Genomic DNA, 25,609 nt, shown 5'->3' with positions numbered 1-25,609 from the left:
AGAAGCCAAATTTGGCTTAATTAATACTAAATACTTAAACACGTAAGTAATGTCTAAAGTTACAGGTAAAGTTTCCCAAATTATTGGGCCAGTAGTGGATGTAGAATTTCAATCCGGAGCAGACCTTCCAAAAATTTACGATTCATTAGAAATTGTTAATAAAGATAGTTCTAAACTTGTATTAGAAGTACAATCTCATGTAGGAGAAAATACTGTTCGTACAATTTCTATGGATTCTACAGATGGTTTAAGTAGAGGAACAGAAGTCTTAGCAACAGGTAGTGCAATTCAAATGCCAATTGGTGATGATGTTTACGGACGTCTATTTAACGTAATTGGAGATGCTATTGATGGTTTAGGAGATTTGCCAAAAGCTGGTAAAGATGGTCTTCCAATTCACCGTGAGGCACCAAAATTTGAAGATTTATCTACTTCTACCGAAGTATTATTTACAGGTATTAAAGTAATAGACCTTATTGAGCCTTATGCGAAAGGTGGTAAAATTGGTTTATTTGGTGGAGCCGGAGTAGGTAAAACCGTATTAATTCAAGAATTAATTAACAATATTGCAAAAGGACATGGTGGTTTATCTGTTTTTGCAGGAGTAGGAGAACGTACTCGTGAAGGAAACGATTTATTACGTGAGATGTTAGAGTCTGGTATTATTAAGTACGGAGACGACTTTTTGCATTCTATGGAAGATGGTGGATGGGATTTATCTAAAGTAGATAAATCTGCAATGAAAGATTCTAAAGCAACTTTTGTTTTTGGACAGATGAATGAGCCACCTGGAGCACGTGCACGTGTTGCATTATCTGGTTTAACAATTGCAGAATATTTCCGTGATGGAGCAGGAGAAGGGCAAGGTAAAGATGTACTTTTCTTTGTAGATAATATTTTCCGTTTTACGCAAGCAGGATCTGAGGTATCAGCACTATTAGGTCGTATGCCTTCTGCAGTAGGTTACCAACCAACATTAGCAACAGAAATGGGTGCTATGCAAGAGCGTATTACATCAACAAAAAGAGGTTCTATTACATCTGTACAAGCGGTTTATGTACCTGCAGATGATTTAACGGATCCAGCACCAGCAACAACATTTGCTCACTTAGATGCAACTACAGTATTATCACGTAAAATTGCGGAGTTAGGTATCTACCCAGCGGTAGATCCATTAGATTCTACATCAAGAATTTTATCTCCAGAAATTTTAGGAAAAGACCACTATGGTTGTGCGCAACGTGTAAAAGAGTTATTACAACGTTATAAAGAATTACAAGATATTATTGCCATATTAGGTATGGAAGAATTATCTGAAGAAGATAAATCTGCAGTAGGTAGAGCAAGGCGTGTACAACGTTTCTTATCTCAACCTTTCCATGTAGCAGAACAATTTACTGGTATACCAGGTGTTTTAGTAGACATTAAAGAGACTATTAAAGGGTTTAATATGATTATGGATGGAGAGTTAGATCATCTTCCAGAATCTGCTTTTAATCTTAAAGGTACTATCGAGGAAGCTATTGAAGCAGGAGAAAAAATGCTTGCAGAAGCATAAAGGTTCAGAGTTATGAGTTATAGAGTAAAGATTTGCTCATAACTCGTAACTCATAACTCATAACTAAAAAATATGTATTTAGAAATTGTATCACCAGAAGCTATATTGTTTAGTAGTGATGTGGACTCTGTAGTTTTACCAGGAGTAAATGGTGAGTTTCAGATTTTAGAAAATCACGCATCTATAGTATCTATTTTAAAGTCTGGGACTATTAAAATTCATACTCATTCTCAATCTCATTTAGTTCTTGATGATCTTCATGGAGAAATAGTTCCTCATATAGATGATGACAAAATTTTAACTATTAAGATTAGTTCTGGAACTATAGAAATGAATAATAATAAAATTATCGTGTTAGCAGATTAATTTTTAATTATAATATAAACAAAAGAGCCATACATAACTGTATGGCTCTTTTGTTTTAAATTTATTTTTAACCAAGTATTAATAATACCCATTCTTGGTTTGCTGAAATATAGTTACCTAAAATTTTAAAGCCAATTGCGGTATGCGCATTTAATGACCTTTTATTTTTAAAGTCAACTTCGGTAATAATACAATTATATTTTGGTATTAATGTGCGCTCCATTTCTTTGTATAAATTTCTAAAAACTCCTTTTTTTCTGTAATTTTTGGCAATGCATATTTGCCCCATTACTATATAATTTTTTTGTTCAGGAAGTAGCTCATTAATTTGGCTAAACATAGGTTTTAATAATTCTATTTTATCAGCAAATATAGGATTCATGGAGAGTGCATAGCCAATTATTTTTCCATTATGTTTTGCAATTGTATGCGCGCAAATAGCATTCATTTCTTCTAGAAGATCTAAGGTATGAGATACGGATACAAAACCTTCTTTTATTTTTTCTTCTGTAGATAAATTATTAGGCAAGTTTTGTTTTTGAAGAACTAGTATTTGTTGTATTTCATTTTTAGTTTTTGTTTTACAGTATAATATATTCTTGCTCATCATTGATAAAATATTTTAAAAATAGATTATATAATACAAATATAATATTCCTTAACATTACAATAACTTTGATAAAAGCAACTAAATTAGTTTTTGTTGTCTATGTTTAAAACACTAACAATGACCAAACCATTTTTAACTATATTTTTTGTTTTATGTATTACTCTTAGTAATTACGTACAAGAAGAAATAGCTTTACAATATTATAATCAATTTTCTTCTAATATTAGTTATGTTACTTTGGGTAGTTTGAATATTAGTTATGAAAGAACTATTAGTAAATATTTTACTGGAGGGGTAGGAGTTACCAATTATAGTAATAGTCATAATGATTTAAATTTAGAAAAACACGATGGATATAGTGTTTATAATGTAAATTTAGAAATAAATCCTTTTGTAAGATTATATATTCATAGTACACAAAAAAGGAGTTTTTTTGTAGAGGTTTTAGGTTCTTATAATGAAGCAGAAGTGAATACAGGAAGACGTATTTCTAGATCAGTAAATAATTTAGGTTACGGTGTTTACACTTATGAGTATGGTTCTCAAAAAATTGAAAATATAGGATTAGGAACAGGAGTTGGTTATAGGTTTTTACTACTTAAAAATAGATTAGTTTTAGAAGCGCAATTTGGAGTACGTACAAATTTAAAAGAGATATGGATTTATGATATTGGCTTGGTAAGAACAGGAATTAAAGCCGGATATCGTTTTTAAAAGAATAATAAACTATGAAAAAATATATTGCATTATTAGGGATTGGTCTAGGTAGTTTATTTTGGACACAATGTTCTCCTCTAGATGATGATTATATAAACTGGAGCACTATAGAATTAGAGGTAAAAAATGCTTTAAAAATAGAAAACAAAGAAAATTATATAGTAGGGGATACGCTTTTTTTTGAACTAAATTTTAGTAGATATTTACCAGAAGAAGCCCAATCTACAGATTTGGATGTATATGAAACCTCAGGAGTAAATAAATTTACTTACGGATTTGGAATGTTAAAATACTCATCATTTTCAGATAGTTATCAAGGGGTTAGTATTGATGAAAAGTACTTATTGTCAGAAAAAGGAGGTATTAATTACACTAGTCAAGTATTTACAATATTAAATTCTGATACAAATATTTATGAATCTAGAATAGGAATTATTTTAGTGGAAGAAGGTAAATATCAATTAGATTTTAGTTATTTAACTTTGTATAGCGACTATAACTCTTATAGACCTTCTGTAGGGATAGAACATATTATTTCAGAAGACCAACCACTAGTATTAAACTTTACAGTATCTAAATAAAAAAATACAATTTCAATGTTTTAAAATGTGTTTTGTAAAGGTAAAAGATATTAAATTTGGGGTATGTGCAATTTCCCCTCTATTTTAAATAAAAAACTAAAAAAAAGGAAGCAAGAAGCAGCCCTTCGGAGTTTGCCTGTTTCTAGTAATTTGGTAGATTTTTCTTCTAATGATTATTTGAGTTTTGCAACTAACGAAACTTTATACGCAAATACGTTTCAACTTTTATTGAATAAGGGAGTTTCTCATAATGGTGCTACTGGCTCCAGACTAATTTCAGGAAATCATGATTTATATTCTACTTTAGAGCAAGATTTAGCTTCGTTCTTTAAATCGGATAGTGCCTTGGTTTTTAATTCTGGTTACGACGCTAATTTGGGGTTTTTTAGTGCTATTCCACAAAGAGGAGATATTGTTTTGTTTGATGCTCTAATACATGCTAGTATTCGGGATGGTATTTTATTAAGTAATGCCAAAAGTTATAAGTTTAATCATAATAGCATAGTAGATTTAGAGGAGAAGATTAATCAGGCTACTCAAAAAGACTTTAATGGAGAAATTTATATTGTAACCGAATCTATTTTTTCTATGGATGGAGACTCTCCGGATATAGATACACTAATTAAATTTTCAAAAAAAAATGGTTTTCATCTAATAATAGATGAAGCTCATGCTGTTGGTATTTTTGGAGCTCAAGGAGAAGGGTTAGTACAGCAGAATAAAGCATATAAAGATGTTTTTGCTAGGATAGTAACTTTTGGAAAAGCCTTTGGTAGTCATGGTGCTGCCGTTTTAGGAAGCGAACAGTTAAAAGAATATCTGGTAAATTTTTCTAGGAGTTTTATTTATACTACTGCATTACCTCCTCATACTGTAGCGACAATTACAGCTGCTGTTAAATTTGTAGCGGATGAAGAAGGTGAAAAGGCTAGAAAAGATTTAAAGGAAAAAATAGAATTTTTTAAGAAGAAGGTTAAAGATTTAAAACTTCAGGATTTATTTATACCTAGTAATTCGGCAATACAATGTTGTCTTATTCCAGGAAACGGAAAGGTTAAAAAAGTGGCAGAAAAATTACAAGAAAAAGGGTTTAATGTAAAAGCTATATTAGCGCCAACAGTAAAAGAAGGCCAAGAAAGACTTCGTTTTTGTATACATTCTCATAACTCTAAAGAAGAAATTGGGCTAGTCCTTCAAATTTTAGCAAGCTTTATTAAGTAGTATGGAAGATAAGTTTTATATGCTTGGCTCTTTTGAGTTTGTCGCAGATGTGCAAATAATTAAAGGAAAATTAGAATCCGAAGGTATTCCAGTGTTTTTAAGAGATGAAAATACCTTAAATTCAGACCCTTTAATAAGTAACGCCATAGGAGGTGTAAAGCTACAAGTATATACAAAAGATAAAGAACGAGCCTTAAAAGTATATAATGATATAAGAGCATATGCTATAGATGCAAATGGAAACCTCATAGAATGTCCAAACTGCAAGGCAAAAAAGTCTGAGGTTTTTTATAAAAGAGATTCTATACTTTATAAATTGTTTCCCTTTTTTGAAAAAAGAAAATACAAATGCCTTAATTGTGGTATAATAACAAAGCCAGAATAGTATGCAAAAAATATTTGTAACAGGAATTTCTACGGAAGTAGGTAAAACAGTAGCTTCTGCAATTTTTGTAGAAGCCTTAGAGGCAGATTATTGGAAACCTGTACAAGCAGGAGAATTAGAAGATTCTGATAGTCATAAAATAAAAAAATTTGTATCTAATTCTAAAACTAAGATTTTTCCTAATAGTTACGCACTTAAAACTCCTATGAGTCCGCATGCGGCGGCAGAAATAGATGGTGTTGTTATTAATTTAAAAGAGATAAAAGAGCCAAAAACAAATAACCACTTAGTTATTGAAGGTGCTGGAGGACTATTAGTTCCTTTAAATGATACGAACACAATATTAGATATTATTAAACCAGACTATAAGGTTCTTGTAGTTTCAAGGCATTATTTAGGAAGTATAAACCATACCTTATTAACCTTGCAGGCTTTGCAAAATAAAGGTATTAAGAATATTGCTTTGGTTTTTAGTGGAAATGAACATAAAACTACAGAAGAAATTATTTTTAAAAAAACTGGAATACCAGTAATTGGAAGAATTAATGAGGAAGAAATTTTTACTCCTGAAGTGGTAAAAAAATATGCTACGTTATTTAAAGAGCAATTACTTTCTTTCTAAAATTTCGGCTTTTTCTACAGTTGCTTTAAGTGTGTAATGTGTAGATAAATAAGCATCAATATATTCGTTTTCTTCTATTTCTTTTTTGTCAAAAATGCGTTTATTCTTTCGTGCTATTACAGTTTTTGGTTGTAGAACTTCCATAATATATATTAGCTCTTCTATAGAGTTTTTTCTAGGATTATTAAAAAATCTAAAAAGCTCATCTCTACATAAATTACTTGGGTGTGTAGCAGCTTTTGTAGGAGGTAGTTTTCCAAGTTGCCAATACCCAATATGATATTCTAAAAAAAGAATATTTTTAGTAGAAAGATTATTTTTTAAAATATATTCTGGAACAGAAATACCTTCGCCATTTAAAAAAGTATTTCGTTCTATTTTATTTTTAATAACATTAACCGCTTCTATATAACTTTCTGTAGGCATAAATAAAAGTAGTATTAAAGCAATTGGTTGGTAGTTTACTTTTTTAAAGAATGTAATTTTAGAAACTGCTATAGCTACAAAAATTACTAAAACAGGGTGTAGTTGTATTAAGTAGTGCCCATTTATTCTACCTCCTTGTATAAAGGAAAGTAAAACACCAATAATTATAAATAGTAATAATTGTAATTGTTGCTTTTTAAAATCTATCATTTTCTTTTTCCAAAGCACGAAAATAAAACCGCCTATGCATAAAAAAATAGGAGCCATTTTTAAGAAAGAATATCTTCTGGCATTTGTATATTCTAATGGAGCAAGTATTACAGATTTCCACCAAGTTTCGGTAATTCCTTTTAGGTAATATGGTAGTATAGTAAGTAAAAAAAGAATAATTATTCCTATGCCAAAAGCCATAGAATTTACGAAGCCTTTTTTAAAGGCATTATTTTTTATAGCTCTGTATATATTATATAATCCTATAATTAAAATAGGGTAAGCCATATTTAATTTGGTCATAACAGACAGGCCAAATAAAATACCTGCCAAAAAATGCCACTGCCACTTATTCTTAGCAACAATTACATATAATCCTGGCATAAAAAAGAACATACAAATATGCTCAGACATTACACCTTGTAGACTTCCTAACATACTTAATAAGCTAACACATAAGAAAGAAGACCAAAAAGCTACTTTTTTAGTGGTTATTGATAGAGCAGTTTTATACGTAAAAAAAGCTGTGCTAGCTACAATTAAAACTCCTATGGCTCTAAGAGCAATGAAACTTTTGCCAAAAATAGAAATTATAGTTGCAAAAAACAGAAAAGTAATAGGAGGCTTTAAGTCCCATAATTGTGTATAAGGTAAATGCCCTTCTACCCAAGATTGTCCTAAAAGAATAAAGGTACTTTCATCTCGGTCTATATAATCTCTAAAGAAAAAAGGAAAACGTAGAATAAATGATATAATACAGAGTAATAAAAATACACTTCTACTTTTTAATTGTGAATAATTAAGAGTTAGTTTAGATATTAGTGCTTTAGTCATTAACATGTATATGATTATTTCTCATCTTTGCAAGATAGATAAAATAATGAAGGCGAAAAATCTATCAGAAAGAGATAAAAAGCATTTGTGGCATCCGTTAACACAACACAAATTGCATTCCAGCATGTTAGCAATAACAAAAGCAAAAGAAGCTTTATTGTATGATGAGGAAGGAAAAGAGTATATAGACGGTATAGCTTCGTGGTACACCTGTATGTATGGGCACTGTAATGATTACATTGTAGAAAAGGCATACAAGCAAATGCAAACTTTAGATCAGGTGGTTTTTAGTGGTTTTACCCATGAACCAGCGGTACTTTTATCAGAAACATTAATAAAGATATTGCCAGAAAATCAGAAAAAATTATTTTTATCTGATAACGGTTCTACTTCTACAGAAATAGGTATTAAAATGGCTTTGCAATACCATTTTAATCAAGGGAATAAACGCCAAGTTATGTTAGCTTTTGAAGACGGATTTCATGGGGATACTTTTGGCTCCATGTCGGTTTCTAGCCTTTCTGTTTATAATGGTCCATTCGAAGATTTTTTTATTGAGGTAGAACGTATTCCTACACCTACAGTAGAAAATATAGATACCATTATTTTAAATTTACAAACTAGATTAAAAAAAGCAGATATAGCAGGTTTTATTTATGAGCCATTAGTACAAGGAGCTGCAGCAATGAAAATGCATGATGCAGACGGATTAAATAAAATATTAACCGTCTTAAAACAGCATAATGTAATTACCATTGCAGATGAGGTAATGACAGGTTTTGGTAAAACAGGCAAGAACTTTGCCTCGGATTATATGTCTGTAAAACCAGATGTTATATGCATGTCTAAAGCGCTTACCGCTGGTTTGGTTCCTATGGCAATTACTAGTTGTACGCAAAAGGTATATGATGCTTTTTATAGTGATGATATTGCAAAAGGATTATTTCATGGGCATACCTATACAGCAAACCCAATAGCTTGTACTGCTGCTTTAGCAGGTATAGAATTGTTGCAATCCGATAAAATGCAAAAAAACATAAATCGCATAATTGCATCGCATCAAAAGTTTAATGAGGAAATAAAAAACCATCCAAAAGTTGCTAATACCAGACAATGCGGAATTATTTTTGCATTAGACTTAGCTATTAAAATGGAGCGTTACGGTAATCTAAGAGATAAATTATTTAAACATTTTATGGATAATGGGGTGTTTTTACGACCTCTGGGGAATACTATTTATATATTAGCACCTTATGTAGTTTCTGAGGCACAAATGCAGAAAATATATAGTACTATTAAAAGTGCTTTAGAAATTGTTTGATACGTATTAGTTTTGATAAAACCTATTTCCATAACCGCAATTGGCTCTATTTCTCCACTAGGAGATTCTTTAGAAGAAGTCTGGGCAAATTATAAAAAGCAGCAACATTTTTTTCAAAAAAAGAGTTTTGAAAGTAGTGAAGAATGGGTAGCAAGTTTATCTAAAAAAAGTATTGCTAAAATAGAAATATTAAAGCAGTCCGATTCTAAATATAAAAGTTTAGATAACACCGTACTTTTTGCTTTGTTAGCATCTAGAAAAGCCATGAAAATGGCACAATGGAATGCAGAAGATGGTTTTGGGATAAATATGGGTTCTTCCAGAGGAGCAACTGCTTTATTTGAGAAATACCACCAAGAGTTTTTACAAGAAAGCAAAACATCAACTTTAAGTTCTCCAACGACAACATTAGGTAATATTTCTTCATGGTTAGCACATGATTTACAAACCCAAGGGCCAGAAATATCGCATTCTATAACTTGTTCCACGGCGTTACATGCGCTTCTTAATGGAGTGGCTTGGATACAAAGTGGTATGGTAAATAAATTTATGGTTGGTGGTAGTGAGGCGCCACTAACCCCTTTTACTATTGCGCAAATGAAGGCCTTAAAAATATACTCTAATAGTAAAGAGGAATATCCGTGTTTAGCTCTAGATATAGAAAAGTCTAGAAATACTATGATTTTGGGTGAAGGTGCTTCTATTGCTTGTTTGGAAGAGGGAATAAAAGAAAATTCATTAGCAACTATATTAGGGGTTGGTTATGCTACAGAAATTTTAAAACATAATATTTCTATATCCTCTGATGCAGAATGTTTTCAACGTTCTATGAAAATGGCATTAGGAAGTACAAACCCAGCGGATGTAGATGTAATTGTAATGCATGCTCCAGGAACCATAAAAGGAGATATATCCGAATTTAAAGCCATAGAAAAAGTTTTTTGTAACAAAACCCCTTCGTTGACTACTAATAAGTGGAAAGTAGGGCATACTTTTGGAGCATCAGGAGCTCTAAGTCTAGAATTTGCAGTCCTAATGTTACTAAATCAAGAGTTTATAGATGTCCCGTTTGTAGAAAGTTACACCCCATCAAAAATTAAAAAAATAATGGTAAACGCTGTTGGTTTTGGTGGTAATGCGGTTTCTGTTTTACTTTCTAAATAAGAGAGATTTTTCTTATACTTTTTTTCAAAAAATAGTCTATCTTGGATTTTTAACCTAAATATTAAAATAGATAAAGTTACGGTTTGGGATTCTGGAGCAAAATCTGCAGATGGTAAAGGGTCTACGGCGAACTTTATTTCAGGGATGTATAAATCTGTACCACCTTTACAAGAAATGTTTAATATGGCAGGTATGCAATTGCCAGAATATTTAAAAGGGAAAGATGTTGTAGATTTTAAAGATAATACGGAAGAAATTAAAGGAGGTAGTAAAGAGAAGTAATTTTTTTTCTTTTTAATAAGAAAGGCCTGTTATGTCTAAAGTTATAACAAGCCTTTTTTTTGAATTTCCTTTCTTGGGATATGAGCCTTAAATAGATTATTTTTGTTAGCTATACATAAAACGTCTATAGGTATGAGTAAAGTAAGACATGATTGGACTAAGGAAGAGATTTTAGAAATTTATAACAGACCTTTAATGGAACTGTTGTATGATGCTGCTACAATACACCGTAAGCAACATAACCCTAATGAAATTCAAGTTTCAACATTACTTTCTATAAAAACAGGAGGTTGTTCAGAAGATTGTGGGTATTGTCCGCAAGCTGCTAGATACCATACCGATATTGATGGGAACGACTTAATGTCTGTTTCGCAAGTTAAGGCGCAAGCGTTACGAGCAAAATCGTCTGGAAGCTCAAGAGTTTGTATGGGTGCCGCTTGGCGTAATGTTAAAGACGGGCCAGAATTTGATCAAGTGTTAGAAATGGTTCGTACCATAAATAAATTAGATATGGAAGTTTGCTGTACCTTAGGTATGGTAACAGAAAACCAAGCAAAACGATTATCTGAAGCTGGTTTATACGCTTACAACCATAACTTAGATACTTCAGAAGACTATTATAAAGATGTAATTTCTACACGTGCTTTTGAAGATAGAATAGATACTATCGAGAACGTTCGTAAAACCAATGTAACCGTTTGTAGTGGTGGTATTATAGGCATGGGCGAAAAGTTAGAAGATAGAGCAGGAATGTTAGTAGCACTTTCTTCTTTAAATCCGCAACCAGAATCTACTCCTATTAATGCTTTAGTAGCCGTAGAAGGCACACCAATGGAAGATATTAAACCTATTGAAATTTGGGAAATGATACGTATGGTAGCTACTACAAGAATTGTATTACCAGAAACTCAAGTTAGGCTTTCTGCAGGAAGAACACAAATGAGTAGAGAAGGGCAAGCAATGTGCTTCTTTGCAGGAGCAAATTCTATTTTTGCAGGAGATAAGTTATTAACTACTCCTAATCCAGATGTAAATGAGGATATGGAAATGTTTAAAACCTTAGGATTAAATCCGCAGCAACCATTTAAAAAATCTGCACAACCAAAAACGGTAGAAGCAAAAGACTCTAAACTAGATTCTTTAGGAGAAAAACCAAAATGGACAAGGCCAGATCATAAAATAGAGCGTAACGAAGCTGCTAAGGCAAAAGCTTAATCTCTCATTGAGAGTTTAATTATTCAAGGCTTCCTCTACTCTAAATACAAAAATGTATTGTTGAAAGCATATTTCTATTTAGGTTCGCATTTCTTTTAAATAAGTTCTTTAAGTTTTTCGTAAACTAAATGACTTTCCCAACCGCGGTAAAGTAAGTAGTCTGCAAGCTTCTTTTTCCTTTGTTGAATGTTAGTTTCTCTAATTTGAGAGAGTCTTTTCTTGGCTAAAATATCTAAGGTTTCTATATAGTCCTGCTGTTCAATTTCTTTAAGGGCAATAGTTATATTGTATTTTGTTATCTGTCGTTGTTTAAGCTCATTTACAATTCTATTTTTGCCCCATTTTTTAATGCGAAATTTTCCACGAGCAAAACTTTTAGAAAAACGTTCTTCATTTAAATAATTTTCTTGGATAAGATGGGTAGTAATTTGATTAATAGCATCTGGAATCATTCCCATATCCCTTAATTTAGTTTCTACTTCTTTATGGCAACGGTCTTGATAAGCACAATAGCTTTCCATTTTTTTAGTAGCTTCGGTTACAGAATAGAATTTTTTGTTGTTCATGGCACAAAATAAAACAAAAAAAGCGACTCTGTTTTAGAGTCGCATATTATAATTTATACTTATTTCTATACTATATACTCATTAGTAGTCCAAACAAATTAAATATTTAGGAATCTTTTTCCAACCTAATTCTGGTGCAGTTAGAGTAGTGTCGCAAATAGGGAGGGTTAAAATTAACTCAGAATTTACTGGATTTTCTTTTGAAAATTTTACAATAAATCTCTTACCTACATCTTGTTTTTTGTTAGAAGAACCTGTTTTTTTATATAATTTGTTTTTGTAAGTGTATATATAATCATATGCAAAATATCCAATAATAGCATATGATTCTTTTACAATACCAATTGAGTAAAGAGTAGGTTTTTCTACTGACTTCATTTTTCTATTGTGCATATAAAAATATATCCCAATGAATAATAAAAGCCCAATTATAAGAACAGGAATTGATTTCTTATTATTGTCCATATTTTTTTTTGTAAACCACGACTTATTCCTTTTGCAGTAATGCTATAATTTTTATGAATCATAAACTTAGCCATATTTTGAGTTACATTAGATTCTAAGTTACTGTGCTTACTTAAAGACTATGAATCACAAAGCAACAGGTAGTACAGTCATTAATAAAGAAAAATTTTCAATACTATATAGCTCATTTAACATAATTAAGAAGATTAATCATTATCCAAACAAATTAAATGGTTAGGAATCTTTTTCCAGCCTAATTTAGGCGCAACTACTGTAGTGTCACAAATAGGGAAGTTTAGCATAAGTATTGAGCTAGATGGGTTTTTATAAGACAGTTTTAAGAGAAATTTTTTTCCAATTTCATTTTTCCATTTTTTATTACTGTTATTTAATCCATTATAAGTTTTGTTATTATACTTGTATGTATATCGAAAATTAAAATCTCCAACTATAGCGTATGATTCTGTTAAAATTCCTATGGTATAGATTTTATTGACTTCTAGCTCTTTTTTTTCTTTTTCATCTATGAAGTAGATTAATAAAAGAAATATAATAATGGCAAGTAATATTAAATATGGCTTTCTATTTTTTTTCTCCATACTATTGTTTGTGAATAGATTTTTTTTTGAAACTTAATTTTTTAATCAAAAAACTCTACAGTCGTTTTAAATTCTTCGTACTGACCAAGATCTATTTTACTGTAAGAAGGGTTTGTAGAAGAATAATAAACAGTAAATTTTTCTCCAACGCATCCTTCTTTGCCATTGTTACAAATAAAATCTCCTGAAACACCGCAAGAACCAGTGTATATTTTTTTGTCAACGGTATATTTATATTCTATATAGTAGTAACTTAAATTTCTGTGTTGAAAATTAATTATTTCGCCAATAACTGTTTTTTTATTTTCAGAAACACTATAGTCTTTATAAATTGTATATAAAGCTAAAATTATTAAGATAATACCTACGGATATAGCCCATAATTTGTCTGTATCTTTATTTTTTTTCATTAGCTAATTTTTTTAATCCCGATTGAGTACCAACAGATATTGATCCTAAATATGCTTTTGAAAATCCATTATTAAATGGAAATGTATTTATTGATGAAAGATATTTAGATTGTATTTTATTGTTAATTTTTCCTACTCCAAAATTTACAACAGTTTTTTTAAAGTTGTTACTTTCAAATCCTTCATGAATTGTAAAACTATATTTAGATCCAATTAACTCTGCTCCTATGTTTGAAGAAAAAGAAGAAGCCAATAAAGAGATGCCATTTATTCTGGTAATATCTCCTCCGTTAGATAAAAATTCTGTGCCAAATTCTCGTGCTATATTTGCTTTGGCACCTTTAGTTGATAAAGAGAACATGCTTCTGATAGATGAAAAAACGCCTCTAGCTCCATAATAAACACCAAGTTCAGCACTACCAATTATTACAACAGGTACTGCTAAAGTACCTATAATTACTTTGTAACTCATAGAGTGTAAGCCTGCATAATACTCCGCTTTGTGTTGTGCAACCTTAATATCCCACTTTTGCTCTCTATAGGTATGCATGTCATCTTGCCAATCTCTATAAGTATATGGGCCGTTTTGCGTCATAATTACACTATCTAATTCTTCTATGGGGCAATGTGTTCCATCATTGAAAAACATAGTAGTTTTATTACTATTTTCTAGATACTCAAAACCAATAGGGCAAGTAATAGCATTTCCTTTTTCGTCTATACAGCCACCTGAAGAGTATGAACTATAGGTATATATTAATTTATCATATACTTTTTTCCAGTTACTAATAAAGTATTGTTGAACATAGGGTAAAATTATAGTGCTAGTCCAATTTTTTCTTTTGTATAAAAGTAGAATATGTGTAGTAGTGCTTTTGCTAGCACTGGTAATTAAAGGTATTATATTTTTCTTAAATAGAGCAGGGTTATCATTAGTCTCCACTAGATTGAGGCATTGTTTAACTATGCTTTCTAACTTACGATTTAAGTAATTATTTAATTGCCGTAACTCTAATAGATCTCTCATCATAAATAAAAGGGTATTAATTAGCCATTGGCCAGTTGTTTTTATGAGGTTCATCATCAATACTAATATCTTTAGCACTAATGATAATATCTATAAGGTAGGGAGATGCACTCATATGATGAAAATTTTCTGTATAGCGTACACAGAATGCACTTTTAAAATCTATGGTACGCATAATACCACTAAGATTATTATTATAAAAAACAATTTTACCATCTTTTGTACTGGTATCAGATAGTGCCCAACGAGAAAGTTCTTTGGTAAAATTGCTCATTTCTAAACTTAAAGAAATTTGTCCTGCAACAACACTTGCAGATGGTCTACCAGTAGGATCCGTTTGTTGATCTACAATTAAAGAATAATCTAGTATTGTAATTATTTTGTTGTCTAATTTTAATTTTGCTTCAAAAGACATAGATGTATTTTGTTAAAAGTTGTTTGTATATTACAATGAGGGAAGATATTTTTATTTTATATATACAATATAGGATATTTATTGTAGGAAAAATGGAGAGAAGTTAAGAAAATTAGTGCATTTTATCGAAAAGAAGGTTTTACAATGCTTGTAATTCGTAGAGGAATATTTTAATTGTTTTTAATGTATTCTTAATTTATGAAGAAACTTATATAAACAAAAAAAAGCGACCCACATTGCTGAAGGTCGCTTAAATTATAAATAGCCATTATGGCTTAATATATGGTTTTACCGTCTTTATTTTTAAAACGGTACTCTAAATACGTATACGCATCTCGAGGTTGTATTTTAATCCATCTTTTGTGTTCTAAAAACCACTTGGAACGTATAGATGGGAAACCTTGTGTAAGGTATGCTGCTATAAAAGGATGTATATTTAGTGTTATACTGTTATTTTTTGCAGGACCTTTTAAGAGTTTCTCTAAAGCAAAATTAATTTTGTCTATTAAAACAATTGGAGCTTCTACTTCCTTTCCAGATCGGTTAGGGTCTTCCTCTGTTGTTTTAATGTTCATTTCTGGGCGTACTCTTTGTCTAGTAATTTGAATAAGTCCAAATTTACTTGGCGGCAAAATTTTATGTTTTGCACGATCATCTTTCATTTCGTCTCTAAGATGGTCAAAAAGTTTTTTTCGATGTGGTGCTTTAACCATATCAATAAAATCTACCACAATAATACCTCCCATATCTCGCAAGCGTAACTGTCTTGCAATTTCTGAAGCTGCTAAAAGATTTACTTCTAAAGCTGTGTCTTCTTGATTTTTAGCTTTATTAGATCTATTGCCACTGTTAACATCTACGACGTGTAGTGCCTCTGTATGTTCTATAATTAAATATGCTCCTTTACTCATAGAAGCAGTTCGGCCAAAAGACGTTTTTATTTGCCTTTCAATACCAAATTTTTCAAAAATAGGCACACTAGATGCGTGTTGTTTTACAATAGATTCTTTAGCAGGTGCAATTTCTTGAACGTAATCTTTAATTTGTTCATAAAGCGCCTCATCATCAACATGAATACCTGTAAAGGAATCGTTAAATATGTCTCTAAGTATAGAAGATGCTCTAGTAAGTTCTACTAATACTTTGGATGGTGTTGGTGCTTTATATAATTTTTTACACATTGCCGACCATTTGTTCAGCAAGTTTTCTAAATCTTTGTCTAATTCTGCTACTTTTTTGCCTTGGGCAACTGTACGGATAATTACTCCAAATCCTTTAGGCTTAATACTGCGTACTAGCCTTTTAAGTCTGTCTTTTTCCTCTGAACTCGCAATTTTCTGTGATACAGATACACGATCAGAGAAAGGTACCATTACTAAATAACGCCCAGCAATTGATAGTTCTGAACTTATTCTTGGCCCTTTAGTGGATATTGGTTCCTTTACAATTTGTACTAATATTGATTGGTTGGCTTTAATAACATCTGTTATAACACCATTTTTGTCAATATCTTTTTCGGTTGGAAAATTTTTAAGGGAATAATCTTGAAGTTTCCCTGTGCTTACTTGTTTTGTGAATTTAAGCATTGAAGCTAACTGCGGTCCAAGGTCATGATAATGCAAAAAAGCATCTTTTTCATACCCTACATTTACAAATGCAGCATTAAGACCAGTAACTGGTTTTCTAATTTTGGCAATAAAAATATCGCCAACAGAAAAATCATTATTGTCTTCTTCTTTGTGTAATTCTGTAAGTTTTCCATCCTTAAGTAAAGCAAAGTCAACGGAATCAGAACTTGATCTTACGATTAATTCTCTATTCACCTGAATTTATTTAAGGTTAATCTGTAATATACAGATTAATAGTTTATATAATACCAAAAACAGGTTATATATAACCCGCCGAAATCGTCTGACTTCTATGTCAATGAACGTATTTAAAAAGAAAAAGTAGTTTTAAAACTACTTTTTCTTGTGTCTGTTAGCTCTCCTACGCTTTTTGCGCTTGTGGGTAGCTACCTTATGTCTTTTTCTTTTCTTACCGCTCGGCATAAAATTCTACTTTTAGGTTATTTTTCTATTTAACTTGTACATTACTCTTAACTCCTTCTACAAAAACCTTTGCAGGTTTAAATGCAGGGATATTATGAGCAGGTATTTTTATTGTTGTGTTTTTAGATATATTTCTTCCAGTTTTTTCAGCTCTAGTTTTAATAATAAAACTTCCAAAACCTCTTAAGTAAACATTATCTCCACTTTCTAAAGAAGTTTTTACTTCTTCCATAAAAGATTCAACAGTTGCTTGTACATCTCCTTTTTCAATTCCCAGTTTATCTGAGATTTTCGATACAATTTCCGCTTTCGTCATCTTGAATTTTAGATTTTCTGTATGTTTTTTCGGGATGCAAATATATAAATTAAATTGAATCTTTCATCCTAAAGAACTAATTTTAAGTATTTAAACTACTACTTTTATATTTAACTCTAATTGAACATGTTGTTTTCGCATAAAATTTTACACTGGTATGCCCAAAATAAAAGGACTTTACCATGGCGTACTACAAGAAATCCATATAATATTTGGTTGTCTGAAGTTATCTTACAACAAACAAAAGTAGCACAAGGAACACCATATTATCTAAAATTTACAGATACTTTTCCTACAATACAGGATTTAGCAAGTGCGCCACAAGAGAAAGTTTTAAAACTTTGGCAAGGTTTAGGCTATTATTCTAGGGCAAGAAATTTACATGAGGCAGCTAAATTCATTGTTTCTAATTTGAATGGAAAATTTCCAGAGAGCTATAAAGAATTAATTAAATTAAAAGGAATAGGAGATTATACCGCAAGTGCAATTGCATCCATTAGTTTTAATGCGCAAGAAGCAGTTGTAGATGGTAATGTGTATAGAGTTCTTTCCAGATATTTTGGTATAGATATTCCTATTAATAGTACAGAGGGTATTAAATATTTTAAAAAGTTAGCAGTAGAATTGTTAGATAAAGAAAATACCAGAGACTATAATCAAGGAATTATGGAATTTGGAGCTATACAATGTACTCCTAAAAATCCAGATTGTATTTCTTGTCCTTTAAAAGATAGCTGTATTGCTTTGGAAAAAAACTTGGTAAGTGGTTTACCTATTAAAATAAAAAAGACCAAAATAAAAAAACGATACTTTAATTATATTATTCCTATAATTAAAGATAGTTTTACAGTACTTAATCAAAGAACAGGAAAAGGTATTTGGCAGGGCTTATGGCAGTTTCCATTAATAGAGCTGGAAAAAGAAGCTAGTTTAAATGAAGTAGAAAAGGAAGCAACTGCCTTATTAAATATAAATGCATCTTTACTTGTTTATAAAGATGTTGCAATAGTGCATAAACTATCTCACCAACATTTGTATACAAAATTTTGGATTCTAGAAACAAAGCAGGAGGTAGATAATATGGTTAAAATAGAAGAATTAGAAAAATATCCTGTACCAGTTTTAATAGCAGATTTTATTAAAACCTATAAATTTTAGTACTTTTGATTATTAGATAAAAATTATGAGCGGAACATTAAATAAAGTAATGCTAATTGGGCATTTAGGAGATGAGGTAAAAATGCACTATTTTGAAGGTGGAAATAGTATAGGACGTTTTCCTATAGCAACAAATGAAACCTATACCAATAAGCAAACTGGAGAAAAAGTTACAAATACAGATTGGCACAATGTTGTTGTTCGTAATAAAGCTGCAGAAATATGCGAAAAGTATTTAAGTAAAGGGGATAAGGTATATGTAGAAGGCCGTTTAAAAAATCGCCAATGGCAAGGAGAAGATGGTAATACTAGATATACTACGGAAGTTCATGTACAAGATTTTACTTTTTTGTCTACCAAGAAAGAAAGTATGGCAAATGCTAAGAGCCAACCACAGCAACAAGCTACGCAACCCTCTAAGCCAACGCCGCAACAACCAGCACAGTCTTCTGCTCCCCAAGAAGACGATGATTTACCATTTTAAACTCTAAATAGTAACTATTGGATCCTGACCCCCTTAGTTTAGTACTAAGTTTTGTTATAATGGATAGTGCTTTTATTATTAAAGTAACTATTCTTATACTTTTGTTAGTTTGTTCCGCCCTTATTTCTGGAGCAGAAGTAGCTTTTTTTGGACTTTCCCAGACAGATGTAAAAGACATTGAAGAAGAAAAAACAAACAAAGGTAATTTGGTTGTAAAACTACTTAGTAAGCCAAAAAAATTATTGGCTACCATACTAATAGCCAATAATGCTATTAATATCGGAATAGTTTTATTATTTAATGTTCTTGGGGATAATTTATTTGCAAATATTACAACGGTAATTTTTGGAATTGTTTCTGTTCGTTTTTTATTAGAAGTAGTAGTAGCTACTTTTTTAATTCTAATGTTCGGAGAAATTTTGCCAAAGGTGTATGCTAATAGGAATAAAATAAGTTTCTCAGAATTCATGGTTTATCCTTTAAAGGTTTTAGATGTGTTATTTTCTCCTTTAAGTTTACCAATGCGTTATGGCACTATATTTTTATACAATAAACTTGGCAAAGAAAAATCTAGTTTAAGTGTAGATCATCTATCTCAAGCATTAGAGCTTACATCAGACGGAGATACAACAAAAGAAGAGCAAAAAATTTTAGAAGGGATAGTATCTTTTGGTAATACAGATACTAAACAAGTTATGTGCCCAAGGATAGATATTTTTGCTTTAGATGAGAGAATGAAATTTCTAGAGGTTTTAGAAGAAATTAAAACACATGGGTATTCTAGAATTCCAGTTTTTTCGGAAAACATGGATAATGTGTTGGGGGTACTATATGTAAAAGACTTATTACCATATTTAGACCGTAAAACTTTTAATTGGTTATCCTTAATGCGAGATCCTTTTTTTGTTCCTGAAAATAAAAAATTAGACGATTTGTTATTGGAGTTTCAAGAAAAGAAAAATCATTTAGCAGTTGTGGTAGATGAGTATGGGGGAACTTCTGGTATAGTTACATTAGAAGATATAATAGAAGAAATTGTTGGGGATATTAGTGATGAGTTTGATGATGAAGATTTAATTTATTCTAAGTTAGATGAGTATAATTATGTTTTTGATGGTAAAACAGCTTTAAAAGATTTTTATAGAGTTATAAAACTTGAAGATGAAGACTTCTTTGAAGAAGAAAAAGGAGAATCAGAAACTATAGCAGGTTTTGTTTTAGAAATAGCAGGTAATTTTCCTAAAAAAGGAGAATTAGTAAAATTTAAGGACTATAAATTTGTTGTAGAAAGTTTAGATAAGAAAAGATTAAAACAAATAAAAGTAACCCTACCACATGATTCTTAAATATAGCTTTAGTATATTAATAGTACTAATTTGTTTGGTAAGCTGTCAAGAAAAAGAACCTCTGCCTAAGCCTAAAGCGCAATTGCGTTTGGAGTATGTTTTAGGTAATGATAAAAAGGTGGAGACTAGTAATTTTGAATTTCTTTATAATGATAATGCCTTTATAGATAAAAAGAAAGATAATTCTTTTGTTATTTCTTATCCTGATATGAAAGGGGCAATTTTTATTAGCTATAAAAAAGTAGATAATAATTTAAGTAAATTAATTACTGATGCAGAAAGACTTAGTTATGAGCATGCAGTAAAGGCAGATGGTATTCATCCGCAAGTATTTAGTAATCTAGAAAAAAAGGTACATGGTGTTTTGTTTGAGGTTGTTGGTAATGCAGCATCACAATCGCAATTTTTTGTAACAGATAGTACAAAACATTTTCTAACCGGATCTCTTTATTTTTATACCAAACCAAATTATGATTCTATTTATCCTGCTGCTGCTTATTTAAAGGAGGATATTGGAAAGATAATGGAAAGTTTAAAGTGGAAAAATTAGAGCGTCTATTTTTTTAACATAGCTTCGGCATTAGCTATACTAGTGTTTATCTTATTGGCAACTTCTTTAATTTGAGTTTCTTCTGTATTTAATAAATTTTGTTTTTCGGCACTTAACTCTTTTCCATTAAGAATTTCGTCAGAATCAAATTTAGAACCAAAACCTTGCATCCAATCCATCATAGATTTATTGGCATTTTGCAAGTCTATCATAGCCTTTTCATATTGCATACCTGTTTTGGTAGAATCTATCATAGGTTTTAAAGTACTAACTAGTTTTCCTAGTTCACCCATTTTAGGCATAACTTCATCATGAATGGCCATTACTTGCTGCATTTGAGTTGGTTGGGCAGGACCCTTTTTTTCTTCTTTACAAGAGGTAAGAGTGTACGTTGCAATTGCAATTAGAACAAGTATATATTTTTTCATGGTTAGGATAGTTATTTTGTATAACATAATAAAGCTGTTTCAAAGATACAAAACAGCTTTATTCCTTTCTTTATGAATTGTAAAGCATTCATAGAAATTTTAAAATTCATTTTTTATGATAAGCTTAAAGCTACTTTTCTTTTTCTAAAAAATTCTACAATAGAAATTAAAATTAGACTAATACCAAATAAGGGGAATACTATAGATAATATGATTAATACTGTAATAATGCCATAACCAACATTAAATTTTTTAGGCACTTTAGGAATACTCCAACTGCCTTTTCTTTTACGCTTAATATAAGATATAATAGCTGAAATGCTTGCCATGCATAAAGCAAACGCAGTAAATAACATTAACCACCAGTTCCAAGCCCCAAATTGACCTTGATGAAAAGCCATTACCCACATTCTTCCTCGCATAAGAATACCAACATCTTTCCAAGTGTTTTCGTGAATTAGTTTTCCGCTATACTGGTCAAAATGTAATTTTTTTTGTGCGCTTAAATTAGAAAATAATTCATTGGATACACTATAGACTCCTTCTTTACCTTGAGGAAGTTCTATTGATACTTTGCCTTCTAATTGTAATGCTTTTGCTTTAATTACCATAGCATCAAGGCTAAGCGGAGCTGCTCCAGTAACGCTAGATTTAAAGCCACGCCCTTGCCATGTTGCAGGGTATCCGGTATTAGTTACTTCTTGTAGCCATTTAAAATTAGCACCAAAAACATCAGTCCATGGAAAACCACCGGCTAAAGTAAGTAGTAAAAGTCCAGATATCCAGAAGCTAAAAATTACATGTAAATCTCTAAAGAGAATTTGCTTCCCTTGGTTAATTCTAGGAATAAAAAAACCTTTTAAGCTCCAATCTCTAGAAGGCCACCAAACATAAAGACCAGTAATAATAAGAACAACCATCCAACTGGCAATGAGTTCTACAATTTTAGTGCCCCATTTACCTAATAATAACTCGCCATGTATTTTTCTTATTTTATACATTAAAGTGTTTTTAGGTACAATTTCACCCGAAACATTTCCTTGGTATGGGTTAACATAAAGTGTGGTTTTTCTTCCAAATTTACCAGACACAAATTCTGTTGCTTGGTTTTTGTATTGTGGAATAACCATAGCGTTTGGTTTTTTTATTGCTTTTTTATTTGCAATCTCTAATTGTTCCTGAAAATTTATTGATGAGCCTTTTACTTCTACCTGTTTAATATGTTTTTGTCTTGGGATTTCATAATCTGCTTTTAGTAAATATATAAAACCAGTAATAGCTAGTATTATAACGAAAGGAGCAGAAATTAATCCTGCAATTACATGCCATTTCCAAAGCCATTTATTTAATAAATCATTTTTTTTCATTTTTTTCATTTTAAAAAATGGGGTGTTAATTTTAACACCCCATAGATAAATTAAAAGGAGTATTTTATTCCTCCGTGGAAAGCTCTTGGATTTCCAATTATATAACTGTTCTCACCTCTAAATCTATTGTAAGAAGCTCTAACAGAGTATAAATCATCAAAGATGTTTAGGGCATGCGCCCAGATTTCAAAGTTTTTGTAACCATACGTTGCTTTTAGGTTAATAATGTTGTGTCCATTATAGGTGGCAGTACTAAAAGTTCCGTCTTGATTATTAATTTGACCTTCAAAACTAGTATTGTATTTGCCAACTAATTCATGTTCGGTAGCTATTTTAAAGTTTTTAAAGAATGATGGTTTGTAAGTTATTGTAGACATGCCTAATAGATTTGGTGCAGTCTCCATAGGTGTGTTAGAATAATCTGTTCCCCTTTCAAAAAAGCTAATATATTTATGGTTGGCATAGCTACCATTATGGCTTAATGCAATTTCTTTTGTGGCATTAAATGTTATTCCATATTCTATTCCCATGGAACGTGTTTTTCCTGCATTGGCATTGTAGAAAAGATCATTAGGGTCTCTAAGTGTTATTAATGTATTTTTTCCTTTTAATACATACAAAGCTGCATCTAACTTCCAAGTATCATTTTTAAAATAACCACCAACTTCATAGTTGTTATAATCGCTTGGTTTTAAATCAAAAATTTCTCCTCCAATATCTACAAGGCTGTTTCTGTATAAATCAGAAGTTTGGGGCGGAGTAAAACCATTAGAATAGTTTGCGTAAATACCTCCAGAGTTAGAAAAATTATAGTTTGCACCTAATTTAGGAGAAATGTTATTGTATTCCGATTTTGTGTCCTGAGCTCCAGCTTGTCCGTCTATACGGTTATCATAATCGTACGTAAATTTGTCGTAACGTAAAGCAGCAGTGATTTTTAAAGCTTCAATAGGTGAAATTTCATATTGAAAATAACCAGCATAGTTTAAAATATCTGCTTCGTAGTTTAAAATATAATCGTTAGAATTTTTGGAGTAGCTAAGGTTTTGCCCTGTAGTTGGGTCTACCGTAATACTTATGTTTTCGGCTACATAGTCTTGAGGAGATAAATCTGCAAAACCGCCAACGATTAATGAAGAATTAAGAAAATTAAAATCTAATTTATGTTGTATTAATCCAACATAACTAACAAATTGATTAGAGTTTGTTTCTCCAGAACCTTGCCCAGTTAATTGGCCATTGTTTCTAAACTGTCGCACCCTGTAAGATGGTATTTGGTCCATTCTATTGTCTCTGTAAATAAAGTTGAATGATGTTTTGTTGTTATCATTCCAATATTTATCCAAAGTGCTTCTATATCTAAAAGCAAGAGCAACCCTTTCTGTAAAAGTTTGGTCACTTTCATAATTACCGCCCAGATAATCAGATTCACTTAAAGAGCCCGTCATATCTGTCCTAAAGTCTACTAAAGTAATGGCATTTGTCCATTTTAGAGTTTCAGAAAAATCATTAATAGTTTTAAAAGTAATCGCAAACTTTTCATAATCACTATGTTCAATTGGTCCATTTTCTCTAAAAATATAGTGTGTACCAACATAAAAGCCAAAATTTTTGGAGTTATGGTTAGATATTTCAGCTTCGTATTTTTTAACGCCCATATCATTGGCTTGGAAGCCAATACTGCCATGTAATCCGGGTTTAGGATTTTTGGTTAAAAAGTTAAAACTACCACCGATAGATTCGCTTCCGTATATGCTTGATGCTGGTCCTTTTAAAACTTCAACCCTTTCAAAAGAAGTGTTATTCATTTCTAATAAGGCATTGTGATTAAACACAGCTGTTGGTCTAATAGGAAGGCCGTCTTCTACATATAAGAATAAAGATTTTGTAGAAATAGGAGAGCGAACAGACATAAAGTGAACCTCGTTACTAGATGCCTTAGAGGTAGCCATAAAAACCCCAGGAACTTGGTTAACAATTTGCTCAATACCAAAGGGTTTTGTTTCTTTTATATTCTGAGCACTAATAACCGAAATAGCTGCTGGTACTTCCTTTCTTTTTTGTTGTTCTCTGCTGGCAGATATTACAACTTCTTCTAGTGATTCTTCTGATGTTTGAAGTTGTACTACATTTAATTCAGAAGTAAGAATTATAGAAGCATCTTTATATCCAATATAGCTAACAGTAACCTCGGAGTTGTCTTTTAATGTAATTGAAAAATCTCCTTTTTTATTTGTTGATGTTCCTTTTTTTGTTGATGTTCCTTTTTTTGTTGTGGAGATTATTGTTGCTCCATGTAACGCTTCATTATTTTCGCCTAATACTTTTCCTTTATATGTATTTTGAGCATATGTTAATGAGCTTATTGCTAAAACAAGCAATAATGTACTAATTTTTTTCATTTGTGAGATTGTTAAAGTTTAAGTGATAGCTGTTTTGCTCTCACTCAAATTTTTAAAATAGAATTGTAAAACCTAGAATGTATTTATTTTAACTTAAATAAATAGGGGGTTTTAATGAGCTTTTGTAAAAGAGAAAGTGGTAATTTTCGGTATGTTTTATATAAATTTTAGAAAATAAGTTTTCTCTGTAGGGCAATTCAAGTTTTGTTAAATAAACAAAACCTATTGGGTATTCTTCCAAGGAAACTTCAGGAACATTAGGTGTTTTATTTTTTTCTTGCGCTTTTAATTGTTGCATTAAATAACATTTTCCTTGGCAATTAAGTTCTGTTTTTTCTTTATTGATGCAAAGAACCTCTGCTATATAATCTTTATTAGAAATATATTCTAACAAAGGCAAGACAGGCCTTGTCATAGCAAGTAAATAAAGTAATATAAGAAAATAGGAAAAATAAAGTTTCAATATAAAATCTTAAAAATTTAATTTTTGTAAAAGTAGGACACAATTTTTGA

Annotated in this window: 28 protein-coding genes and 1 pseudogene; 15 read left to right on the top strand and 14 right to left on the bottom strand. The window is 30.9% G+C overall.

The annotated features are described in order from the left end of the window. Positions 1-49 precede the first annotated feature (49 nt). Together atpD and Q0945_RS10105 are read left to right on the top strand one after the other, a co-directional pair. The gene (gene atpD / locus Q0945_RS10110) at positions 50-1,558 is read left to right on the top strand and encodes a F0F1 ATP synthase subunit beta (RefSeq protein WP_299434153.1); all 1,509 of its coding nucleotides are present in this window, start codon (positions 50-52) and stop codon (positions 1,556-1,558) included. A gap of 72 nt (positions 1,559-1,630) precedes the next feature. After that, complete coding sequence (locus Q0945_RS10105; RefSeq protein WP_299434151.1) at positions 1,631-1,924, top strand: F0F1 ATP synthase subunit epsilon; 294 nt, start codon at positions 1,631-1,633, stop codon at positions 1,922-1,924. A 67-nt stretch (positions 1,925-1,991) separates the two neighbouring features. On the opposite strand, the gene Q0945_RS10100 is transcribed toward Q0945_RS10105, so the two are convergent. Then, a complete protein-coding gene (locus tag Q0945_RS10100) occupies positions 1,992-2,534 on the bottom strand; it encodes a GNAT family N-acetyltransferase (protein ID WP_299434149.1) in 543 nt (180 codons plus the stop codon). Between the two features lie 117 nt (positions 2,535-2,651). On the opposite strand from Q0945_RS10100, the gene Q0945_RS10095 reads away from it, so the two are divergent. From Q0945_RS10095 to bioD, 5 genes are all read left to right on the top strand, one after another. Further along, on the top strand, positions 2,652-3,248 hold the full coding sequence (locus Q0945_RS10095) for a hypothetical protein (protein ID WP_299434147.1): 597 nt from the start codon (positions 2,652-2,654) through the stop codon (positions 3,246-3,248). A gap of 14 nt (positions 3,249-3,262) precedes the next feature. Next, on the top strand, positions 3,263-3,832 hold the full coding sequence (locus Q0945_RS10090; RefSeq protein ID WP_299434145.1) for a hypothetical protein: 570 nt from the start codon (positions 3,263-3,265) through the stop codon (positions 3,830-3,832). 63 nt (positions 3,833-3,895) lie between these two features. Further along, entirely contained in the window at positions 3,896-5,053 is a 1,158-nt protein-coding gene (locus Q0945_RS10085) for a pyridoxal phosphate-dependent aminotransferase family protein (protein WP_299434143.1), read from the top strand. A 1-nt stretch (position 5,054) separates the two neighbouring features. Then, entirely contained in the window at positions 5,055-5,438 is a 384-nt protein-coding gene (locus Q0945_RS10080; protein WP_299434141.1) for a DUF2007 domain-containing protein, read from the top strand. Position 5,439: 1 nt separating this feature from the next. After that, a complete protein-coding gene (gene bioD / locus Q0945_RS10075; RefSeq protein WP_299434139.1) occupies positions 5,440-6,060 on the top strand; it encodes a dethiobiotin synthase in 621 nt (206 codons plus the stop codon). Here the strand turns inward: bioD and Q0945_RS10070 are convergent. Continuing rightward, positions 6,046-7,530: a glycosyltransferase family 39 protein gene (locus Q0945_RS10070; RefSeq protein WP_299434137.1), complete on the bottom strand. Its 1,485-nt coding sequence runs from the start codon at positions 7,528-7,530 to the stop codon at positions 6,046-6,048. The genes bioD and Q0945_RS10070 overlap by 15 nt on opposite strands. Before the next feature lie 46 nt (positions 7,531-7,576). Here Q0945_RS10070 and bioA point away from each other — a divergent pair, with 46 nt between their 5' ends. The 4 genes and pseudogenes from bioA to bioB all read left to right on the top strand — a co-directional run bounded on the left by bioA (position 7,577) and on the right by bioB (position 11,512). Then, a complete protein-coding gene (bioA, locus tag Q0945_RS10065; RefSeq protein WP_299434135.1) occupies positions 7,577-8,851 on the top strand; it encodes an adenosylmethionine--8-amino-7-oxononanoate transaminase in 1,275 nt (424 codons plus the stop codon). 12 nt (positions 8,852-8,863) lie between these two features. Beyond that, entirely contained in the window at positions 8,864-10,015 is a 1,152-nt protein-coding gene (locus tag Q0945_RS10060) for a beta-ketoacyl synthase N-terminal-like domain-containing protein (protein WP_299434133.1), read from the top strand. Positions 10,016-10,072: 57 nt separating this feature from the next. Continuing rightward, positions 10,073-10,297 (top strand): annotated as a pseudogene (locus Q0945_RS10055) (flotillin family protein); the annotation flags it as partial. Positions 10,298-10,429: 132 nt separating this feature from the next. After that, the gene (bioB, locus tag Q0945_RS10050) at positions 10,430-11,512 is read left to right on the top strand and encodes a biotin synthase BioB (RefSeq protein ID WP_299434131.1); all 1,083 of its coding nucleotides are present in this window, start codon (positions 10,430-10,432) and stop codon (positions 11,510-11,512) included. A gap of 95 nt (positions 11,513-11,607) precedes the next feature. On the opposite strand, the gene Q0945_RS10045 is transcribed toward bioB, so the two are convergent. From Q0945_RS10045 to Q0945_RS10010, 8 genes are all read right to left on the bottom strand, one after another. Further along, complete coding sequence (locus tag Q0945_RS10045) at positions 11,608-12,078, bottom strand: regulatory protein RecX (RefSeq protein WP_299434129.1); 471 nt, start codon at positions 12,076-12,078, stop codon at positions 11,608-11,610. 81 nt (positions 12,079-12,159) lie between these two features. Then, positions 12,160-12,456, bottom strand: coding sequence for a hypothetical protein (locus Q0945_RS10040; protein WP_299434127.1), 297 nt, complete (start codon positions 12,454-12,456; stop codon positions 12,160-12,162). 293 nt (positions 12,457-12,749) lie between these two features. Then, entirely contained in the window at positions 12,750-13,142 is a 393-nt protein-coding gene (locus Q0945_RS10035) for a hypothetical protein (RefSeq protein ID WP_299434125.1), read from the bottom strand. Positions 13,143-13,183: 41 nt separating this feature from the next. Continuing rightward, entirely contained in the window at positions 13,184-13,552 is a 369-nt protein-coding gene (locus tag Q0945_RS10030) for a DUF3592 domain-containing protein (protein WP_299434123.1), read from the bottom strand. Continuing rightward, positions 13,539-14,582 carry a hypothetical protein gene (locus Q0945_RS10025; RefSeq protein WP_299434121.1) on the bottom strand — a complete coding sequence of 348 codons (1,044 nt, stop codon included), beginning with the start codon at positions 14,580-14,582 and terminating at the stop codon, positions 13,539-13,541. Before Q0945_RS10025 ends, Q0945_RS10030 begins: the two co-directional genes overlap by 14 nt. A 13-nt stretch (positions 14,583-14,595) precedes the next feature. Next, positions 14,596-14,994 carry a type VI secretion system tube protein TssD gene (gene tssD, locus Q0945_RS10020; protein WP_299434119.1) on the bottom strand — a complete coding sequence of 133 codons (399 nt, stop codon included), beginning with the start codon at positions 14,992-14,994 and terminating at the stop codon, positions 14,596-14,598. A gap of 275 nt (positions 14,995-15,269) precedes the next feature. Continuing rightward, a complete protein-coding gene (locus Q0945_RS10015; protein ID WP_299434117.1) occupies positions 15,270-16,817 on the bottom strand; it encodes an Rne/Rng family ribonuclease in 1,548 nt (515 codons plus the stop codon). A 253-nt stretch (positions 16,818-17,070) separates the two neighbouring features. Beyond that, positions 17,071-17,361: an HU family DNA-binding protein gene (locus tag Q0945_RS10010; RefSeq protein WP_013306152.1), complete on the bottom strand. Its 291-nt coding sequence runs from the start codon at positions 17,359-17,361 to the stop codon at positions 17,071-17,073. 126 nt (positions 17,362-17,487) lie between these two features. Between Q0945_RS10010 and mutY the strand changes: the two genes are divergently transcribed. The 4 genes from mutY to gldD are packed head-to-tail and all read left to right on the top strand — an operon-like array spanning position 17,488 to position 20,899. After that, positions 17,488-18,519 (top strand): A/G-specific adenine glycosylase, encoded by a 1,032-nt coding sequence (gene mutY / locus Q0945_RS10005; RefSeq protein WP_299434115.1) that lies wholly within the window; start codon positions 17,488-17,490, stop codon positions 18,517-18,519. A 25-nt stretch (positions 18,520-18,544) separates the two neighbouring features. Beyond that, positions 18,545-19,003, top strand: a complete 459-nt coding sequence (gene ssb, locus Q0945_RS10000; protein WP_299434113.1) for a single-stranded DNA-binding protein — start codon at positions 18,545-18,547, stop codon at positions 19,001-19,003. Positions 19,004-19,020: 17 nt separating this feature from the next. After that, on the top strand, positions 19,021-20,349 hold the full coding sequence (locus tag Q0945_RS09995) for a gliding motility-associated protein GldE (protein WP_299434112.1): 1,329 nt from the start codon (positions 19,021-19,023) through the stop codon (positions 20,347-20,349). After that, complete coding sequence (gldD, locus tag Q0945_RS09990) at positions 20,339-20,899, top strand: gliding motility lipoprotein GldD (protein ID WP_299434110.1); 561 nt, start codon at positions 20,339-20,341, stop codon at positions 20,897-20,899. The genes Q0945_RS09995 and gldD overlap by 11 nt, the downstream gene beginning before the upstream one ends. 5 nt (positions 20,900-20,904) lie before the next feature. Here gldD and Q0945_RS09985 read toward each other — a convergent pair whose 3' ends face one another. From Q0945_RS09985 to Q0945_RS09970, 4 genes are all read right to left on the bottom strand, one after another. Next, positions 20,905-21,327, bottom strand: a complete 423-nt coding sequence (locus Q0945_RS09985) for a hypothetical protein (protein WP_299434108.1) — start codon at positions 21,325-21,327, stop codon at positions 20,905-20,907. 113 nt (positions 21,328-21,440) lie between these two features. After that, the gene (locus tag Q0945_RS09980; protein ID WP_299434106.1) at positions 21,441-22,694 is read right to left on the bottom strand and encodes a PepSY domain-containing protein; all 1,254 of its coding nucleotides are present in this window, start codon (positions 22,692-22,694) and stop codon (positions 21,441-21,443) included. 50 nt (positions 22,695-22,744) lie between these two features. After that, positions 22,745-25,096: a TonB-dependent receptor gene (locus Q0945_RS09975; protein WP_299434104.1), complete on the bottom strand. Its 2,352-nt coding sequence runs from the start codon at positions 25,094-25,096 to the stop codon at positions 22,745-22,747. An 88-nt stretch (positions 25,097-25,184) separates the two neighbouring features. Further along, positions 25,185-25,511, bottom strand: a complete 327-nt coding sequence (locus Q0945_RS09970; RefSeq protein ID WP_299434102.1) for a hypothetical protein — start codon at positions 25,509-25,511, stop codon at positions 25,185-25,187. Positions 25,512-25,609: the final 98 nt, after the last annotated feature.

This window comes from uncultured Maribacter sp., from assembly GCF_947500405.1.
Lineage (GTDB): Bacteria > Bacteroidota > Bacteroidia > Flavobacteriales > Flavobacteriaceae > Maribacter_B.
This window is presented reverse-complemented; position numbering and strand designations above follow the sequence as displayed.